This is a genomic window from Sphingopyxis sp. RIFCSPHIGHO2_12_FULL_65_19 (assembly GCF_001830555.1).
Classification (GTDB): Bacteria; Pseudomonadota; Alphaproteobacteria; order Sphingomonadales; family Sphingomonadaceae; genus Sphingopyxis.
The window spans coordinates 88,988-107,985 of the sequence record NZ_MIAM01000063.1; the positions used below are offsets into that span (position 1 = coordinate 88,988).

The following is an 18,998-nucleotide window of genomic DNA, read 5'->3' on the forward strand; positions in this document are numbered from 1 at the left end:
CGGCCAATGGCCGCAGACCTTTTTGGCGGGGAAGCTCCCGACCAGCGCGACAGCACTGCGGCCGCGGCGCCCGTGCCGCTCGCCGAACGGCTGCGCCCGCACGCGCTAGTTGATGTCGTCGGGCAGGAGCATCTGACGGGCGCGGAGGGCGCGATCGGCCGCATGGTCGCGGCCGGGCAATTGGCCTCGATCATCCTGTGGGGCCCGCCAGGCACGGGAAAGACGACGATCGCGCGTTTGCTCGCCGAGGCCGTCGGCATGCGCTTCGCCCCGCTTTCGGCGGTGTTTTCGGGCGTCGCCGACCTGCGGCAGGCCTTCGCCGATGCCGAAAAGATGGCGGCGGCGGGGAAACGGACCTTGCTGTTCGTCGATGAAATCCACCGTTTCAATCGTGCGCAGCAGGATGGGTTCCTTCCCTATGTCGAGCGCGGGACCGTCGTGCTTGTCGGCGCGACGACGGAAAATCCCAGCTTCGCGCTCAACGCCGCTCTCCTGTCGCGCGCGCAGGTGTTGGTTCTGAACCGGCTTGGCGAAGAGGCGCTGGCGACGATTGTCGCGCGCGCGGAAGCCGAGGCCGGTCAGCCGCTGCCGGTCACCGACGCGGCACGCGCGGCGCTGATCGCGAGTGCCGACGGCGACGGGCGCTTCCTGCTCAACCAGGTCGAAACGCTGTTTTCGGTGACGATCGAGAAACCCCTCGACCCCGCCGAACTGGCGCAGTTCCTGCATCGCAGGATGCCGGTGTACGACAAGGATCGCGACGGTCATTACAATCTGATCTCGGCGCTGCACAAGGCGCTGCGCGGGTCGGACCCGCAGGCGTCGCTCTATTGGCTTGCGCGCATGCTCGTTGCCGGGGAGGAGCCGCTCTATGTTCTTCGCCGACTCGTGCGCTTTGCGAGTGAGGACATTGGTCTCGCCGACCCGCAGGCGCTGGTGCAATGCCTGGCCGCAAAGGACGCCTATCAGTTCCTAGGTTCACCCGAAGGTGAACTCGCGATCGTGCAGGCGTGCCTATATCTCGCAACCGCTCCGAAATCGAACGCCGCCTATGCCGCGCAGAAGGCGGCATGGGTGGCGGCGCGCGAAACCGGCAGTCTTGCGCCGCCCGCAAACATCCTCAACGCGCCGACCAAGCTGATGAAAGACTTGGGTTATGGCGCGGGTTACAGTTACGACCATGACGCACCCGACGGCTTTTCAGGCGACAATTATTGGCCCGACGACATGGCGCCGACCCAATTTTATCGGCCTGTCGATCGCGGTTTTGAAAAGCGCATCGCCGAACGGCTGGCGTGGTGGGACGAACGCCGCCGCACGAAAGATTGAGCGCGGCCTTGCCTCGTCGCAAGCGCGGGTATAGTTTTTCGCTCGCGCGGGTCGCGCCGGAACTGGGGTAGTCATCATGGCATTGGCGCTTGTCCTTGCCGCCGCAGCGACACCGATCCTGTCCTGTCCAGGCGGCACCATTGAAACCAACTGCACCGCCGCAGAGGTGGCGGCGAAGATCGCGTTGACGCGCGCGCGTCTCCGGACCATCGCTCAGCGATGCCTCTACGACTTCGGCGGGGAATGCAGGGTCGAGGCGAGTGGGCGGATCAATACCGACGATCGCGCGGCCCCTTTGCTGTGGCAAAAGATGCGCCTCGCGCCGCGCGACGGACCGATGACGCGAATGATCGTGCTATTGTCGCAGGACAGGGCGGGCAAGGCGACCCTCGCGGGCTTTGCGGAAAGCTCGGGATCGCTTGGCGCCCCCAATCTGGTGGTCGACGGCGACACGCACCGGCTGGTCCACGTTCCCGGCACGTTGGCGGGCAGTAGCGGTGGCAATGCCGACGCGTTGTTCGCCAGTGAGACGGCCGCGCCCAAATGGCGGCGGGTCGACCTGTCCGACTGGGCGGAGCAGGGTGGGCAGATGTTGCCCAAGGGCTATTGGCTGCGTGGGCCGGCCCAATTCGCGTTCGGCGACATGGTGGCGGTTGTGCCCGTCGCGCGCGACGGCGACGGCGATTGCTGCCCACGCGGCGGCAGTGCGCTTTTCGACCTCGATCTCGCCGGCAATCGGCTGGTGTTGACCCGCCTCCGCTTTCAGCCCATGCAGCCGTCTGGGCGCGACGTCGAGGTCACTGCCGGGACATTGAAAGACTGAGCCACGGCGGTAACATGGCGCTGACGTTCGACAACTGGGACGATGTGATCGCATTTGCTTGCGCATTGCCCGACGTCGAAATGCTCCCTTTTTACGGCACGCCCTGTCCGAAGCTGAACGGCAAGGCGCTTGCTTCGCCGGGACGCGAGCCGGGCAGTTTTGCGGTGATGTGCAAGCCCGACGAAAAGGAAATCCTGCTTGAAACCGATCCCGACACCTTTTGGCAGACGCCGCATTATGCAGGCTGGCATGCGCTTCTCGTACGCTTTGGGTCCGAAGATTCCGAGCGGATCGCGAATGTTATCCGCCGCGCCTGGTGGGATCGTGCGAAAAAGGCGCAGCGGCATGGCTTTGGCAATCGTCCCTGATCTTCGCTTTTTCCTTGGCGCCGCGCTCCTTGTCGGCGCCCTTCCTGTCCAGGCGCAGGCTCCGAAGCTCGACGCCGAACTGAACCGCGCGTGGGCAGCGGGGTATCGTGCGGGCTTCGTCTGCTCCTCGCTCTGGAACGGCAGCGGCAAGCCGCTCGACGCGATCGAGCGCGACGAACTGACGGGTATCTATCCCGAGATCGAGGGCGATGTCCGCGTGCTCAAGGCCGACGTCGATGCGGCGGCACGCCGGGTCAGCGTGACCTATCGCGACGACATGCCGCCGCGTGTGGCTGCGTGGAGCGGCCGCGAAGGCTGTATCACACTGCCCATCGGCGCGCGGCCGACGGAGGCTGTTCCGGCAACCGAACGGCGGATCGACCTCGATAGTCGGCCTTGGCCGATCGGCGACAAGGACGCGGCCTTGCCGGTGCCGGAAGCAATGACGAAATTCGACCGGACGGCGATGAACATGGCGAGCTTTGGCGGCCGTACCAGTTCGTTTCTGGTCGTCAAGAAAGGCCGGATTGCGCTCGAACATTATTGGGGCGGCCATGATCTTCACACCGCGCAGCGAACCTTCTCGGTCGCCAAATCGATGGCGGCGACGCTGATTGGTCATGCGGTGCACCGCGGCCGGATCGACGTGATAAAGCCTGCGATGATTGCGGACTGGCAAGCGCCCGGCGATCCACGCGCCGCAATCACCACCGAACAACTGATGCGCATGGCTAGCGGCCTCACCAGTGACACCGCAGGCAACCGCAGCGACGCCATCTATATGGGCGGTGCGTCGGTGCGGCAGTGGACGGTGCAATGGCCGCTGCTCCATCAACCCGGCACGCGCTACCGCTATGCCAATAATGATACGCTGCTGGCGACGCTGTCGCTGAAAGCCGCCGAACATCAGGCCGGCACCGCGCTCGATCCCGCGGCCTTTTTCGACCGCCTCGGCATGACGCGCACCTTTGTCGAACGTGACAAGGACGGGGACTATATATTGTCGAGCCAGGTATGGACGACCGCGCGCGACTTGGCGCGGCTTGGCCTTCTGTATCGTAACAACGGAATGGTACAGGGCGAACGCCTGCTCCCCGCCGACTGGCGCCGTTTCGTGACCATGGCGAGCGGACCGCAGCCCGATGGCGCATTCGGCTATGGCGCAGGATTCTGGCTGTTCAACAAGTCGAAAGGGATTCCCGCCGACGCCTTTGGTGCCTTTGGCAATCGCGGCCAATATCTCATCATCATCCCGTCACGCGACCTCGTGATCGTCCGACAGGGTTACGACGACGCGAAGAACCGCCTCGACATTGCAAAGCTTGTCGAAGCGGTCGTCGCCGCCGACGACGTCCGATGATCTATGCAAACGGCGGATACCGCTCGAACACGGGCAGTTCGCCAAGCGTTTCCATCCAGCCGATGCGATCGGCGGTCTGGATCTGCGCCTGCGCGGGAATCAGGTCCGGATCGTCCAGCGTCGCGGTCTGCACATCGACCTGGCCGGGAAAAATTGCGTCGTTGGTATAAAAAAGGCCGGTGCCGCAATTGCCGCAGAAATGACGGCGACCATGTTCGGACGATGCGTAGATCTTCGCCGTTCCGCTGATCTCGATATCCTGCTCGCCGACCAGTCCCCAACCGACCATCGGTGCGCCGGCGTGGCGGCGGCAATCCTTGCAGTGGCACAGCGCATGATGCTCGACCGCGGTGGACATCGAATAGCGGATGGCACCGCAATGGCATTGGCCTGTGGCGCGGGGGGCTTGCTCGGTCATCAGTCTCTCCTCTACGAACCGGAATAAGAACATATCAGAAACATTTTTTCGGCGCAAACTTTTGCGCGGGCAATCGCGGGAAGTTAACGCTGAATTATCCATGATATGCGACACGCGAACGATGACGACGAAAGAGCTTCTCGGACTGACGGTACGACGCCCGCTGCTGCTCGCTGTCATGGCGTTCGCGATTGCGGCGTTGCAAGGCCCGGACGCCAACCTCAGCCTATTTTTTCTTCATCGGCAGGATCGGTGGCTGTTGCTCGTCGGCACTGTGCTGCTGGCGCTTTGCGTGTGGCGCCTCCCAGCGCGCGAGCGGGCGCTGCCCGGACAATGGCAGCCGGGGCTGACAATCGGGATACTGATGGCGGCCGGGGCTTTCGTCGGCCATTATTTCGTCCTCTCGGGATATGATATGAGCCGGGACGAACAGATGGCGTCTTTCGACGCTGCGGTGTTCGCCAGTGGCTCGCTTGCCACCTCTTTACCGGAAATGTGGCGCCAGCACGCCGAGGCATTGAATACGATGTTCATGTATCCCGCCGACCCCAGAGCGGCATGGATTTCGGATTATCTGCCTCTGAATGCAGCGCTTCGCGCGGCTATAGGACTCGTCGCGACCCCCGTGCTGACCGGTCCTTTGATGATCCTGCTGGGGGCTATTGCGCTATACGGTTGCATCCGGCGTATCTGGCCAGACAGCGGCGAAGCAGCAGTGGTCGGGCTCCTTCTCTATGCGGGTTCGGCTCAAATTGTCGTGAACGGCATGACGGCCTATGCGATGCCGGCGCATCTCGCGTTGAACCTGTGCTGGTTGTGGCTTTTTCTAAAGGGTCGCGGATGGGCGGACTTGGCTGCGCTGGCCGTCGGCTTTGTTGCGGTCGGGCTGCATCAGCCGCTGATGCATCCGATGTTCGCCGGCCCGATTCTCTTTTTGCTGCTGCTCGAAAGAGACTGGCGCCGGGCGGCGCTATATCTCGTTGGTTATGCCGCAATCGGCCTGTTCTGGCTGTGGTGGCCGCACTGGATATCGACGCTGGTCCAAGTCGATGGTGTTGCGCAGCAGGTCCGCGATGCCGGCTATCTGACGCGGCTGCTTAACGCGCTTGCGGCGGGCGACGGATCGGGGATCGCCAATATGGTCGCCAACCTGCTTCGCTTCGCGGCCTGGCAGCACCTCTTGCTGATTCCTCTGCTCATATTGGGCATTGTCGTTTCGCGCAGGGACCGACTTGCGGGCGCTCTCGCGGCCGGGCTATTGCTAACTATCGCGGTCATGACCGTTATCCTGCCCTATCAGGGACATGGTTTCGGCTATCGCTACCTTCATGGACTGATCGGCAATGCCATTCTGCTCGCGGTTTATGGATGGCAGTCGATCGGCGAGGGGATCGGCAAATGGCGGTCGCTGCTCATTGGCACGACAGGGGCGTCCCTACTTGTCCTGTTGCCGTTGCAATTGTGGATGGCCCATGGCTTTTATGCGCCGCCCGCCACGCTGTCGGCGCGTATCGACGGCATGGATGTCGATTATGTCGTGATTGGGGAGCGTGATGTGCCATTTTCCGCAGATCTGATCGTCAATCCGCCGTTGATCGACCGGCGACCGGCGCGTCTGCTTCGCGACGAACTCACTCCCGATCTTGTGAAGACCCTTTGCAAAGACGGCGGGACGGTCGCCGTCATCGAGCCGTCATTTCTTGAACCGATTACACATTATTATGGTTTTGGCCGGTCGCCAGGCGCTGTCGAGGCAAGTCAGGCCGTGGCAGCAGGGTTGCGCGACGCGGGCTGCAAGGTCTCTCTTGTCCAATGAATGAAGCGACGTCGACCGACGGTCCCACGCGTGCGTCGTCTTCTTTCGCCTCGGAGTATGGCGATCCTAGTGGACGGGCGTCCTATGTCGGCACAAATGTGGTGCTTTTCAGCGCCTATTACCCCGCTCACGGCGGCGGTATGGAACTGGCGTGCGCGGATCTGGCCGTCGCTCTGGCCAATGCGAACATGCATGTCGAATGGGTATCGCAGGCGACCGGTGAAATTCCGCGCGAGGACGGTATAAAATTCACCCCGTTACCGGGCACCGATTTTGTCTATTCGCTGAGCGGAGTACCCGTTCCTTTTCCGATGCCCTGGGCCTTTCCTGCCATGCGGCGTGCGATGGAGCGGGCGGACGTCGTGCTCATCGCCGAAGCGAATTTCGCCGTCAGCGCCATCGCTTTCCTGATGGCGAAATGGAATGGGAAACCCGTGCTTCTGGTTCAGCATGTCGGCGAGCCATCGACCGTGTCGAAGGTCGCGCGATTTGTCATGCGCCTGGGCGAAGCGCTGGTCGTTCGGCCGATGATACGCTGCGCCGACGCCGTCGTCTGCGTAAGCCCGGTCGTTGCGCGCCATTTTGCCGGTGTGCGAACCGACTCCGATTGCGTGACGATCGGTCACGGCCTCGATCTAGAATTGTTCCGTCCGTCGGCGGGGTTGCTGGAGAAGAAAGCCGATCGTGACGCGCTTAATGTGGCGCGCGACAAGCCGGTAGCCGCGTTTGTCGGGCGCCTGACCGAAAGCAAAGGCGTTCTGGCCGTTGCCGAGATGGCGCGGCGGCGCCCGGACTGGACCTTTGTGGTGGCGGGCATCGGGCCGATCGATCCAGCGCGATGGGAACTCCCCAACGTATTGGTTACGGGGCAGTTGAACCGTATGCAGGTGGCCCGGCTTTACCGGGCAAGCGACGTTGCGCTGCTCCCCAGCCCGTCTGAGAGTTTTTCGCTCGTAGTGCGTGAGGCATTGGCATCGGGTTGCCGCGTTCTTTGCTCTGAGCAGATACTGGAGACCGACGAAGGCCTTCGCCCATATATCGTGACGGAAAAGGTCGATTCATCAGACTGGGCGGGGACCGGTGTGCGCTATGCGGCTGCGATCGACCGGCGATCGGCCGCGACCTTGGAAGAGGCTCGCGCCTATGTCGCGGAACAATGCTCGCCAGATCGAATATTTGGGCAATATGTAGAACTGATTCAAAGACTTTTCGTGCGTGCGAGCGGAGGCCGCTCATGACCCGCGGGCACCGTGTTGCCCTCACCGGCTTGTCACTTATTGTCGCGGCTTTCGTGATGTGGTGGTGGGTACGAAGTTTCGACGTGTCGGGGGCCTCCTTCACCGCTGTTTTCAGGCATCTCTCATGGTGGCCGGTGCTGCCGCTGTTCGCTCTGATCGCCGGTCACGTAGCGCTTTCATCGTGGCGCTGGTCGTTGATCGAGGCGGCTCTTGCGGGCACGCGCCCGCGCTTCGGTCCGGCCTTCGCGACCGGGGCGTTCGCGCAGGGACTAGGGACGTTCCTGCCTTCGCCTTTGATCCATGTTGCCTGCCGCGGGCTTGCCAACAGAATGAACGGTGCCAGCGGCCTACGCGGCGCCGTGTCGGGCGGAATCGATCAGATCGCTGATTTCGCGATTATATTGTTGATGGCGGTTCCCGCAGCGTTTGCTTTCGCCCGGCGCGACGCCCAAAGCTATTATCTGGGGGCCGCGCTGATGCTGCCCGTCGGATTGTTTTTCACCCTGTTCCTTCCCGTCGTCGTGCGGTCCATCCGGTTGCCCGGGTTTTTGCGTGGGAAGGGTGAGGCATTATCGCGCCTCGACCGGCCGACACTGTTGAAAATCTACGGTATCTCAATGACACGCCTTGTCAGCCTGACCTTGATGAACATTCTTATTCATGCGGCTATCGGGGTTGCCACGATTCCGGCCATCATCGTCAGTGTACCGCTGGTTGCATTGACTACCTCGGTCGCAATGTTGCCCGGAGCGATCGGTGTTTCCGAATGGAGCTTTTCGGCCGTGTTCGCCGGTTTTTCCATTGCGCCGGGCGCGATCGTGCTGTTCGTCCTCGCCAATCGGATTCTGTTGACCGGCGTATCGCTGGCGATTGCCCTGATCGTTCTGTTCGCAAAGATGCCGGCGTGGCTCGGCAGGGTGCCGCGACGTTGGGGTTAGAGAGAAAACCATCGCCGCTGCGCTGCTCGAAAGGGTCCTGTCAATTCAGGGCGGTCTGGATGCCCGGAAGCTGGAGGTAGCGCAGCAATTTTGCTTCCTTGCGTCCGCGGGTCACTGTGTCGAGGATCAGGCCGCTGAACAGGTTCAGAAATGCCAGAATCATCGTGCCCGTTGCCAAGACAGCCATTGGAAGTCGGGGGACTGTTCCGCTAGCCATATATTCGGTGATGACTGGATAGCCGAACAGCAAGGACATGCAGAACAGGGCCAGCGCGATCGAACCGAACAGCGCGAAGGGACGTTCCTGTTTGAGCAGCGCCGCGATCGTCCACAGTATCCGGAAGCCGTCCGATACTGTTTGCAGCTTGCTTTCGGACCCCTCGACGCGGTCCTTGAAGCGCGTCGAGGTCTCGCCCACGGGCATTTCGAGTTGCAGGGCGTGGATCGTCAGCTCGGTCTCGATTTCAAAGCCCTGCGACATCGGCGGGAAAGATTTGACGAAGCGTCGTGAAAAGACGCGATAGCCGCTGAGCATATCGCGGAACCCGCCGCCGAACATGGTCCGGACCAGCGACGTCAGCATCCAGTTGCCGAACCGATGCGCGGGTCGATAGGCCGTGCCGCTGACGTCGGTGCGTGTACCGACTACCATGTCGAGGCCATCGTCGACGAGCTGTTGGATCAGATCGGGCGCCGCTTCTGCGTCATAGGTCTCGTCGGCATCGCACATTAGATAGATGTCGGCGTCGATATCAGCGAACATTCGGCGGACCACAAAGCCCTTGCCCTGGCGCTTCTCGGTGCGGACGATCGCGCCGGCGTTGCGTGCGACCTCGGCCGAATTGTCGCTACTGTTATTGTCGTAGACATATATTGTCGCGCACGGAAGCATCGCCTGAAATCGCGCGATGACCGTGTCGATGACAAGGCCCTCGTTATAGCAGGGCAGAAGAACGGCGATGGTCGGCGCCTTGCCTTCATACGGGAGTAGGTTCGCGGCCCTCAGCTGCCCAACGCTCATATACATATTTCAGGAAACCCCCACGAAACCTCATCAATTTCTTTCGGGAAGCTAGGCGAAACTAGTTAACAACTGTTTAGAGGCCGCGTCTGTCGGTGTCATTCGACAGCGGGAGCCCGCCGCACGACACCGAAAAGCACGACGGCGCTATTCAGTCGCCGAGATCGACCTGATGCTGCTCGGCCCACGCCTGGTACTGGCCGCGCGGATCGGGCGCGGGCTGGGCGAGTATTGCCGGCATATCGGCGCGCAGGGCGCTGAGGTCGAGCGAGCGGATCATCGCCTTCACGGGGCCAACCCCGGCGGGGGTGATCGACAGGCGTTCGATTCCGACGCCGAGCAGCGCCATCGCTTCCAGCGGGCGTCCGCCCATCTCGCCGCAGACACCAAGCGCGATTTTCGAGCCCGAAACGATCCGCACGACGCGGGCGAGATAGCGCATGACCGTTGGTGACAGCCAGTCGTAGCGTTCGGCGAGGCGCGGGTGCGCGCGGTCGGCTGCAAACAGGAACTGGGTAAGGTCGTTGGTGCCGACCGACAGGAAATCGAGATGCGGCAGCATCAGGTCGAGCGTTTCGACCAGTCCAGGCACTTCGAGCATCGCGCCATAACGGATCGCGACCGGAAGTTTCTTGTTGTGGCTCGCGAGCCACGCGCGCTGGGCGACGAACAGGTCGCGCGCGGCTTCATATTCCCACGGTTCGGACACCATCGGGAACATGACGTTGAGCGTCCGCCCGGCAGCCGCCTCCATCAATGCGCGCGCTTGGACCTTCAGCAACCCTTCGCGTTCGAGCGCAAGGCGCAGCGCGCGCCAGCCCATCGCCGGATTTTCTTCCTGCGCGCTGTCGCCGACGTTCATATAGGGCAGCGCCTTGTCGCCGCCGATATCGACGGTGCGGAAAATGACCGGCCGATCGCCCGCGGCGTCGAGCACGTCGCGATACAGGCGCTGCTGACGGTCGCGCGACGGCAACGTCGCCGACACCAGAAACTGGAATTCGGTGCGGAACAGCCCGATCCCGCGGGCGCCCGTCAGGTCGAGCGCGGCGACGTCCTCGCGAAGGCCGGCGTTGATCATCAGTTCGATCGGCACGCCGTCCTTGGTGACCGCCGGCAGGTCGCGCAGTGCGGCGAGATTGGCGCGGCGCTTTTGTGAAATTTCCAGCTTGGCGTCGAACGCATCCTGCACCGCCTGCGTCGGGCGGACGTGGAGCGCCCCCGCAACCGCATCGAGCAGCAGCAAGTCGCCTTCGCGGATCGACGCGCGCACGTCGCTGACGCGGCCGAGCACGGGAACGCCCATCGCGCGCGCAACGATAATGACGTGCGCGGTCAGCGATCCTTCCTCGAGCACGACACCCTTCAGGCGGCGGCGGTCATATTCGAGCAGTTCAGCCGGGCCGAGGTTGCGCGCAATCAGAATCGAATCCTGCCGCAGCCCGCCCATTTGCGCCGCGGTGCCCATCTGGCCCGACACGATGCGGATCAGTCGGTTCGACAGATCCTCCAGGTCATGCATGCGGTCGCGCAGCAGCGGGTCGTCGATCTGGCGCATCCGCATCCGTGTGCGTTGCTGGACGCGTTCGATCGCCGCTTCGGCGGTCAGGCCGCTATCGATCGCCTCGTTGATCCGCCGCGACCAGCCTTCGTCATAAGCGAACATCTTGTAGGTCTCGATAACCTCGTCATGCTCGCCGCCGACGCCGAATTCGGCCTGGTTCGCCATGCGGTCGATCTGTTCGCGCATCTTGTCGAACGCCGCATAAACGCGGTGGCGCTCGGCCTCGGTATCGTCGGCGACGGTATGTTCGATGGTGATCCGCGGCTGGTGAAACACTGCGACCCCGGCGCCCATGCCATCGACCAGCTTCTGTCCGTTCAGTCGCTGCGCCGACTGGTCGGTTGCGGCCGCGTCGATACGCGCCGCGGTATCGACAAGGTCGGCGTTGGAAATGAGTTCGGACAGCACCATCGCGACCGTCTGCAATGTTTCGATCTCGATATCGTCATAGCGGCGTGGATCGGCGTGCTGGACGCAAAGCACGCCCACCGCGCGTTCGCGGCGAATAATCGGTACGCCGGCAAAGCTGTGGAACAATTCCTCGCCCGTTTCGGGGCGGTAGGAAAAGTCCGGATGCGCCGCCGCCTCGTCGAGGTTGAGCGTTTCGATCTGGTCGGCAATCATCCCGACCAGCCCTTCGCCAAGGCCGAGGCGGGTGACATGCACCGCTTCCTGCTTCAGCCCGCGCGTCGCGTAAAGCTCCAGCGCGCCGTCGCGCAGCAGGTAGATCGAACACACCTCGCTGTCGAGGCATTCGCCGATGATGCCGACGACCTGATTCAGCTTGCCCTGCGCATTTGCGCGCGATGCCATGACCTCGTGCAGCCGGGTCAGGATGGTACGCGCCGACTGGGCGGCGGAAGAGGGTGGGGGCGGGGCGTTGGTCATTGCCATCCTGCTAACAGAAGGATGGCGTGAGCGCCAATACCCCGCGCGCGATTGGCCGATCTATTCTTGCGCCGTCCGGCGCGGTGTCAGCGGTTCCCCATCGGCGGGGTCGAGCCGGTGGCCGGCACCGTTGATGCGGCCGTCGGGCCGACCGGCGTCACCGGCGTCGGCGTGCCAAAGACCGGCGCGGCGGCGGGACGCGGCGCATATTTGGCATCCCATGCGATAGCGTCGACCTGGTATCGGGCATAGGCTTCATAGAAATCATGGAACGGCTGGTCGAGCCGCGCGAGGTGCGCGGGCGCTTGTTCGACAAGCTGCGCCGTCGGCGTTGCCGAGACAAGCTGGGCAATTTCGTTGGCGCGCGCGCAGAAAGCGCGCTGCGCCGGCGGCTGCGCGAAATAGTTGAATAGTTGCGTCGAAAGGCGATCGCGCGGCGCGATACCGTTGTTGCGATTTTCCTTACCAAGCTGGGAGATCACCGACTTTTCGGTCGATTTGATCACCTTGCCATGCGTCTTGATGATATTGTTATAAGCCGAAACCAGCGTCGTTTCCTCTGCCCCGCGGCAGCCGATCGCCGCGACGTTGAGCCCGATCTTGAGCTGCCAGAAAGCACGGTCGCCGGTGATATTGCTGTTCGCGGTGACGAAACGGCCGTCGAGGGCGCGGCCGGGCAGGATCTGCGTCAGCGAGGCGTTCCCCGGCGGCAACGGACGCGGCGGGACGACGATCACGACGGGCGGCGGGGGCGGCGGAGGAGGGGGCGGGGGAGGTTTGGGCGCACAGGCGGCGACGCTCGCCAGCAGGCCAGCCAGGATGATCTTCCGCGACAACTTCATATTCCACTCCCCGACCGCATGATCATGCGGCATCAACCCCGCGCGTGCAACGCGGCTTCGGCCTGTTGCACCAGAGATGCGACGATTGCAGCCGCGCTCTCTTCTTCGGATACCATACCGACAGATTGCCCTGCCATTAACGAGCCATTTTCGACGTCGCCGTCGATGACCGCACGGCGCAGCGCGCCTGCCCAATAATGTTCGATCTCCAACTGGGCCTCCATCATGTCGACCTCGCCCTTGTCGAGCTTGTTGGCGACCTCGCGCTGCTTAGCGGTAAAGGCTTCCGTCCCAGCATTTTTGAGTGCGCGCACCGGGATAACGGGCAGGCGCGGGTCGATCTGAACGCTGGCGACCGCCTCGCGCGCCGAGGCGCGGAAGAAGGCCTTTTTGAAATTGGGGTGCGCGATGCTCTCGGTGGCGCAGACGAACCGGGTGCCGAGTTGAACGCCCGAAGCTCCCATTTCCAGATAGGCGGCGATCGCCTCGCCGCGGCCGATGCCGCCGGCGACGAACACCGGCACCTGGTCGGCGAGGGTCGGCAAGATTTCCTGGGCCAGCACGCTCGTCGACACCGGGCCGATATGACCTCCGGCCTCCATGCCCTCGATGACGAGCGCATCGACGCCCGACCGCACGAGTTTTTTGGCGAGCGCGAGCGTCGGGGCGAAACAGATCACCTTTGCGCCCGACGCCTTGATCGCCTCCAGGCTGCCCTTGGGCGGGAGGCCGCCCGCCAGCACGACATGGCCGACACGATGCTTGGCGCACACGTCGATCAGGTCGAACAGCTGGGGGTGCATGGTGATCAGGTTGACGCCGAAGTTGCGGGTCGCCAGCGCCTTGGTCGCGGCGATTTCGGCGTCGAGCAGTTCGGGCGTCATCGCGCCGCACGCGATCACGCCAAAGCCGCCAGCGTTGCTGATCGCACTCACCAGATGGCGTTCCGAGACCCAGCTCATCGCACCGCACAGGATGGCGTAGTCGCTGCCGAGAAGGTCGGTCCCGCGGGCCATCAGTTCGTCAATTTTGCTCATTGAAAGCGCCTTTGCCAGTCCCGGCGGCGCGGTGCAATGGATTGCGGCAGTTGCGATCAACGGCCCGTCGCATGTCGGAATCGGTCTGGCGCCGCGATTGGAGCTTTGGGCGACTGGCGGCGCATGGAAAAGGGGCCGCCCGCGGGCGGCCCCTTTCTCATGCAGGCTGGAAATCAGCGCTGCTGCGGGTTCTTGTCGCGGTCCTGATCGGAACGCTGGTCGCTGCCGGGCTGGCGGTTCTGGCCGCCCTGCTGCTGTTGTTGGCGACGCTGTTCTTCGTCGCGATCCGCCTGCGGCTTGTTTTCGTTCTGCTGGTTGGGGTTGTTAGCCACTTTCCTTCTCCTTTTACCGCGCATGACATCATCCGTGCGGCACCCAAGAAACCCGCCCGATGACGGGATGTTCCGGTTTTTCGCGGGTCTTCGCCCGGCCGTGTCGCATCCACGATGAATGCAGCGAACATAAGGGAGGTGGCGGCGTTCTAATCGGACCACTCAATCACTGAATTCAGCTTATTCGGTTAGGTCGATGGCAGGGCGGGGCCTATCGTCGGGCGAACAAAGCGAAAGGATGACGGCATCGACTCGCACCGCGCCCCAAACCGACCACTCGGCCGACCCCCGCTGGCGACCCCGGTGTCGTCCGCTCGTCATGCCCCGGTCATCCGGCCGCGCCACATGTTCCGATAAATCATAAGAGGAGAGACTGTATGAACGACCAGACCCCCATCGACGCCGGCGGCGGCTGCCCGGTCCATAAGGGCGGCGTGCGCGCGCTGCTCGGCCGCACCAACAAGGACTGGTGGCCCGAGATGCTGGCGACGGAGATCCTGAACCCCAACGGGTCGTCGAACCCGCTCGGTGACGATTTCGACTATGCCAAGGCGTTCCGGTCGCTCGACTATCAGGCGCTGAAGGACGATCTGACCGCGTTGATGACCGACAGCCAGCCCTGGTGGCCGGCCGACTATGGGCATTATGGCCCCTTCTTCATCCGCATGGCGTGGCACGCCGCGGGCACCTATCGCACCGCCGACGGCCGCGGCGGCGCGAACAGCGGGCAGCAACGCTTCGCGCCGCTCGACAGCTGGCCCGACAATGGCAACCTCGACAAGGCACGCCGCCTGCTGTGGCCGATCAAGCAGAAATATGGCAACAAGATCAGCTGGGCCGACCTGTTTATCCTGGCCGGCAATGTCGCGATCGAAAGCATGGGCGGGCCGGTGTTCGGCTTTGGCGGTGGCCGCGCCGACGTGTTCGAGCCCGAACGCGACATCTATTGGGGTAGCGAAGACAAGTGGGTCAACCAGGGCGTGCAGACCCGCATCGACCCCGGCAAGGGGATGGACAACATCGAAGGCCCGCTCGCCGCGATCCAGATGGGCCTGATCTACGTCAATCCCGAAGGACCGCAGGGCAATCCGCACGACGACGAAGGCATGGCGCGCGACATGAAGGAAACCTTTGCGCGCATGGCGATGAACGACGAGGAAACCGTGGCGCTGACCGCCGGCGGGCATACGTTCGGCAAGGCGCACGGTAACGGCGACGCCTCGTTGCTGGGTGCGGCGCCCGCGGGCGGCGACCTTGCTGCGCTGGGCTTTGGCTGGGTGAGCAGCCATGAAAGCGGCGGCATCGGCGAACATACGGTCACCAGCGGCATCGAGGGTGCGTGGACCAACACGCCGCGCGAATGGACGGAGAATTATTTCCGTCTGCTGTTCGATTATGATTATGAGCTGGTGAAATCGCCCGCAGGTGCGAACCAGTGGCAGCCGATCAACCAGAAAGAGGAGGATATGGCCCCGGCGGCGTGGGACCCGAATATCAAGGTCCCGACGATGATGACCACCGCCGACATGGCGTTGAAGCGCGATCCCGCCTATCGTGCGATCAGCGAACGGTTCCGCAACGACCATGAAGCGTTCAAGGACGCCTTTGCGCGCGCCTGGTTCAAGCTGACGCACCGCGACATGGGGCCGAAGGTCCGCTACCTCGGTCCCGAAGTCCCGGCCGAAGACCTGATCTGGCAAGATCCGATCCCCGCCGGGACGATGCCGTCGGATGCCGAGGTGCAGGCGGTGAAGGACAAGATCGCAGCGAGCGGTCTGACCGTCAGCCAGCTGATCAAGACCGCCTGGGCATCGGCGAGCACCTATCGCAAGTCCGATTTCCGCGGCGGCGCCAACGGTGCGCGCGTGCGCCTGGCTCCGCAGAAGGATTGGGAGGTCAACGAACCCGCGATGCTGGCGAAGGTGTTGGATACGCTGGACGGGCTGCGCGGTTCGATGTCGATGGCCGATGCGGTCGTGCTCGGCGGCGTTGTCGGGCTGGAAAAGGCGATCAAGGATGCAGGGTTCGCCGTTTCGGTGCCCTTTACCGGCGGCCGCGGCGACGCGACGGCGGAGCAGACCGACGCCGATAGCTTTGCCGTGATGGAGCCTGAGGCCGACGCCTTCCGCAATTATCTGGGCAAAAAGAAGCTCGCGGTGAAGACCGAGGAAATGATGCTCGACCGGGCTTCGCTGCTCGGCTTGTCGGTGCCCGAAATGACGGTGCTGATCGGCGGACTCCGCGTGCTGGGCGCCAATCATGGTGAGCGCGGCCACGGCCATTTCACCAAGCGGTCGGGCCAGTTGACGAACGACTTTTTCGTCAACCTGCTCGACATGACCAATGTGTGGAAAGCCGTCGACGGGTCCGACGACCAGGAATATGTCGCCACCGACCGCAAGGGCGGCGGCGAAACCTGGCGCGCCACCCGTGCCGACCTGGTGTTCGGTTCCAATTCGGAACTGCGCGCGGTCGCCGAAGTCTATGCCGAGACGGGCCATGAGGAAAAGTTCGTCAAGGACTTCGTCAAGGCATGGACCAAGGTGATGAACGCAGACCGTTTCGACCTCGCCTGATCCGGCGCCTTCGGTCCCGCATCATGCCGCGGGACCGAAGGCGGCCAAAGGACGACGGGTCGCGGGCCCGCCCCCGGGGACATGGGCCTGGGGGCGGGTCTTTCTTTTGGGCTTGGCGCCTGATGTCATCCCGCCCTAAAGCCACAAAAGCCCCCTATGCGGGCATTCAAAATATGTCCTTTGTGGCTTTAAGCTGCGCTGCATCCTCGCGCAGCATCGAGCATATGATGTCCATGTCGGGGCCGCCGGAGACGTCGATCGCGCCACCATTCAGCACGCGCACGACCGTGACACCATTGATCGCGCGGTCCATCGCGATGCTGAATTGATGGGTACGCCCCATCGAAATCGCGCTGTCCCATGCGGCAGCGAAGCTGGCCGCAGCGGGGCGGGCTGATCGCGGCGCCGCTACCCACCCCCGCCCCCTCCTGCAAGTCGGAGGGGAGAAGAAACGTCCGCTATCGGCCGCCAGCCGGCGAACCTCTTTGTCCGTTCGTGTCGAGCGAAGTCGAGACAGCCATCGAAAGAGCGCGATGTCGAGGGGCATCTCGACTTCGCTGGATGCAAACGGGTTAGGATAGGCCAGAACCTCCACTTTTGATCGCCCCCTGCCGCTCGTTATCGGCCTAGGGGGGCGTATGTTAACAATGTCAATTTCGGCTTGACCTCGCCGCGCCTTTCGCTCAATGTTTACGTCGATAACATAGAGTCGGAAAGGATGGCCGGATGAAAACCTTGCTCTACGCCCTCGGACCGATGCTGTTCGATTCGCTGGGGGTCATCGTCTTTGCCATCTTGCTGGTGACGGGCGCGGGGATCGTGCCGGCGACGATCGCGGGCACGCTTGTGGCGCTGGCGGTCGTCGGTTACGAACTGGCGCGCGGCAAAAATGTCGCGGCGCTGCAATGGATCAGCCTTGCATCGGTGCTCCTGACCGCCGCCGCGACGCTATTTACCGGCGATCCGCGCTTTGTGATGGCAAAGCCCACCATCGTCTATCTGATCGTCGGAACGGTGATGCTACGCAAGGGCTGGCTCAACCGCTATATCTTGCCCGAGCAGCTGGCGCTGGTCGGCGATGTCATGGACCGTTTCGGGATGATCTGGGCAGCGCTGATGTTCGCCAGCGCGGGCCTCAACCTCGTCATCGCGATCGGCTTTACCGCATGGTGGCCGCTGTTCATCGGCATATTTCCGCTGGCGTCGAAATTCGGCCTGTTCGCGGTCCACATCGCGGTGGTGCATTTCATCGGCCAGGCACGGCTGCGTCGCCGCGCGGGCGGCGAATTGCAGCCGCTCGCGGCGGAGTGATCAGTCGGCGTCGAGCCCATAGGCGGTGTGCAGCACGCGCACCGCGAGTTCGGTTTCATCCTCGTCGATCAGCACGCTGACCTTGATCTCGCTGGTCGAGATCGCCTGGATGTTGATACCGCGGTCGGCCAATGCGCGGAACATCGTGCTCGCAACCCCGGCGTGACTTTTCATGCCGACGCCGACGACGCTGATCTTCGCGACCTTGTCGTCGCTGATGATGCGGTTGAAACCGATCTTTTCCTTTGCGCTTTCGAGCAGGTCGATCGAGCGCAGCAGGTCGGTGGCGGGAACGGTGAAGGTCACGTCGGTCTCGCCCTTTTCGCGGCCGACATTCTGGATGATCATGTCGACGTTGATGCCTGACGCCGCGAGCGGGCCGAAGATATTCGCGACCGCGCCCGGCTTGTCGGGCACGCGCGTGACGATGATCTTCGCTTCATTCTTGTCGTGGGCGATGCCGGTGATCAGCTGCCGTTCCATCTGATGTTCCTCTATTTCCTCGTCGCTGACGATCATCGTGCCTTTTTTGGGAGCCTCGTCGCCCTCGACGAAGCTCGAAAGAACCTGCACGCGCACGCCCTCTTTCATCGCGAGCCCGACCGACCGCGTCTGGAGCACCTTCGCGCCGACGCTCGCCAGTTCGAGCATTTCCTCATAGGTGACATAGTCGAGCTTGCGCGCGCGCGCGACGATGCGCGGGTCGGTGGTATAGACGCCGTCGACGTCGGTGTAGATGTCGCAGCGGTCGGCCTTGAGCGCCGCGGCGACCGCGACCGCGCTGGTGTCCGAGCCGCCGCGGCCCAATGTCGAGACGCGGCCATCGTCCATCAGGCCCTGGAAGCCGGGGATTACCGCAACTTCGCCCTTTGCCATCGCGGCGGCGAGCGCGCCGGTGTCGATGTCGGCGATGCGGGCACGGGCGTGCGCTTCTTCGGTGCGGATCGGGAGCTGCCATCCGAGCCAACTGCGCGCGGGGGTGCCCATCGCCTGCAGGGTGAGCGCGAGCAGGCCCGACGTGATCTGTTCGCCCGCGGCGACGACGACGTCATATTCGGCCGGGTCGTAGCGCGGGTTCGCCTCGCGGCAGAAATTGACGAGCCGGTCGGTTTCGCCCGCCATCGCCGAGACGACGAC

General features: G+C 63.3%; 17 protein-coding genes. 10 read left to right on the forward strand and 7 right to left on the reverse strand.

Going from position 1 to position 18,998, the window contains the following annotated elements; translation table 11 throughout:
• Positions 1-6 precede the first annotated feature (6 nt).
• The 4 genes from A3E77_RS17355 to A3E77_RS17370 all read left to right on the forward strand — a co-directional run bounded on the left by A3E77_RS17355 (position 7) and on the right by A3E77_RS17370 (position 3,880).
• Positions 7-1,329: a replication-associated recombination protein A gene (locus A3E77_RS17355; RefSeq protein WP_293648233.1), complete on the forward strand. Its 1,323-nt coding sequence runs from the start codon at positions 7-9 to the stop codon at positions 1,327-1,329.
• A gap of 76 nt (positions 1,330-1,405) precedes the next feature.
• Positions 1,406-2,152, forward strand: a complete 747-nt coding sequence (locus tag A3E77_RS17360) for a hypothetical protein (protein WP_293648236.1) — start codon at positions 1,406-1,408, stop codon at positions 2,150-2,152.
• Between the two features lie 14 nt (positions 2,153-2,166).
• A complete protein-coding gene (locus tag A3E77_RS17365; protein WP_293648239.1) occupies positions 2,167-2,520 on the forward strand; it encodes an MmcQ/YjbR family DNA-binding protein in 354 nt (117 codons plus the stop codon).
• Positions 2,498-3,880 carry a serine hydrolase domain-containing protein gene (locus A3E77_RS17370; RefSeq protein ID WP_293648242.1) on the forward strand — a complete coding sequence of 461 codons (1,383 nt, stop codon included), beginning with the start codon at positions 2,498-2,500 and terminating at the stop codon, positions 3,878-3,880. The genes A3E77_RS17365 and A3E77_RS17370 overlap by 23 nt, the downstream gene beginning before the upstream one ends.
• 1 nt (position 3,881) lies before the next feature.
• Here the strand turns inward: A3E77_RS17370 and A3E77_RS17375 are convergent, their stop codons facing one another.
• Positions 3,882-4,238, reverse strand: coding sequence for a GFA family protein (locus tag A3E77_RS17375; protein ID WP_458574467.1), 357 nt, complete (start codon positions 4,236-4,238; stop codon positions 3,882-3,884).
• 10 nt (positions 4,239-4,248) lie between these two features.
• Here A3E77_RS17375 and A3E77_RS17380 point away from each other — a divergent pair, with 10 nt between their 5' ends.
• The 3 genes from A3E77_RS17380 to A3E77_RS17390 are packed head-to-tail and all read left to right on the forward strand — an operon-like array spanning position 4,249 to position 8,290.
• Positions 4,249-6,114: a hypothetical protein gene (locus tag A3E77_RS17380; protein ID WP_293648248.1), complete on the forward strand. Its 1,866-nt coding sequence runs from the start codon at positions 4,249-4,251 to the stop codon at positions 6,112-6,114.
• Complete coding sequence (locus A3E77_RS17385) at positions 6,111-7,352, forward strand: glycosyltransferase family 4 protein (protein WP_293648251.1); 1,242 nt, start codon at positions 6,111-6,113, stop codon at positions 7,350-7,352. The genes A3E77_RS17380 and A3E77_RS17385 overlap by 4 nt, the downstream gene beginning before the upstream one ends.
• Positions 7,349-8,290, forward strand: coding sequence for a lysylphosphatidylglycerol synthase domain-containing protein (locus tag A3E77_RS17390; protein ID WP_293648254.1), 942 nt, complete (start codon positions 7,349-7,351; stop codon positions 8,288-8,290). The genes A3E77_RS17385 and A3E77_RS17390 overlap by 4 nt, the downstream gene beginning before the upstream one ends.
• Before the next feature lie 40 nt (positions 8,291-8,330).
• Here the strand turns inward: A3E77_RS17390 and A3E77_RS17395 are convergent, their stop codons facing one another.
• The 4 genes from A3E77_RS17395 to A3E77_RS17410 all read right to left on the reverse strand — a co-directional run bounded on the left by A3E77_RS17395 (position 8,331) and on the right by A3E77_RS17410 (position 13,642).
• The gene (locus tag A3E77_RS17395) at positions 8,331-9,311 is read right to left on the reverse strand and encodes a glycosyltransferase family 2 protein (RefSeq protein WP_293648257.1); all 981 of its coding nucleotides are present in this window, start codon (positions 9,309-9,311) and stop codon (positions 8,331-8,333) included.
• A gap of 151 nt (positions 9,312-9,462) precedes the next feature.
• Complete coding sequence (ptsP, locus tag A3E77_RS17400) at positions 9,463-11,763, reverse strand: phosphoenolpyruvate--protein phosphotransferase (RefSeq protein ID WP_293648260.1); 2,301 nt, start codon at positions 11,761-11,763, stop codon at positions 9,463-9,465.
• Between the two features lie 86 nt (positions 11,764-11,849).
• Positions 11,850-12,605, reverse strand: coding sequence for a hypothetical protein (locus A3E77_RS17405; RefSeq protein WP_293648263.1), 756 nt, complete (start codon positions 12,603-12,605; stop codon positions 11,850-11,852).
• A gap of 32 nt (positions 12,606-12,637) precedes the next feature.
• Positions 12,638-13,642 (reverse strand): NAD(P)H-dependent flavin oxidoreductase, encoded by a 1,005-nt coding sequence (locus tag A3E77_RS17410; protein ID WP_293648266.1) that lies wholly within the window; start codon positions 13,640-13,642, stop codon positions 12,638-12,640.
• A 71-nt stretch (positions 13,643-13,713) separates the two neighbouring features.
• Between A3E77_RS17410 and A3E77_RS17415 the strand changes: the two genes are divergently transcribed.
• Entirely contained in the window at positions 13,714-14,037 is a 324-nt protein-coding gene (locus A3E77_RS17415) for a hypothetical protein (RefSeq protein WP_293648268.1), read from the forward strand.
• Positions 14,038-14,351: 314 nt separating this feature from the next.
• Positions 14,352-16,550, forward strand: a complete 2,199-nt coding sequence (katG, locus tag A3E77_RS17420; RefSeq protein ID WP_293648270.1) for a catalase/peroxidase HPI — start codon at positions 14,352-14,354, stop codon at positions 16,548-16,550.
• Positions 16,551-16,716: 166 nt separating this feature from the next.
• Here the strand turns inward: katG and A3E77_RS17425 are convergent, their stop codons facing one another.
• Positions 16,717-16,863 carry a hypothetical protein gene (locus A3E77_RS17425; RefSeq protein ID WP_293648272.1) on the reverse strand — a complete coding sequence of 49 codons (147 nt, stop codon included), beginning with the start codon at positions 16,861-16,863 and terminating at the stop codon, positions 16,717-16,719.
• Between the two features lie 413 nt (positions 16,864-17,276).
• Between A3E77_RS17425 and A3E77_RS17430 the strand changes: the two genes are divergently transcribed.
• A complete protein-coding gene (locus A3E77_RS17430) occupies positions 17,277-17,861 on the forward strand; it encodes an inner membrane-spanning protein YciB (RefSeq protein WP_293648274.1) in 585 nt (194 codons plus the stop codon).
• Here the strand turns inward: A3E77_RS17430 and A3E77_RS17435 are convergent.
• A partial coding sequence (locus A3E77_RS17435; protein ID WP_293648277.1) for an aspartate kinase occupies positions 17,862-18,998 on the reverse strand: 1,137 nt, incomplete at its 5' end.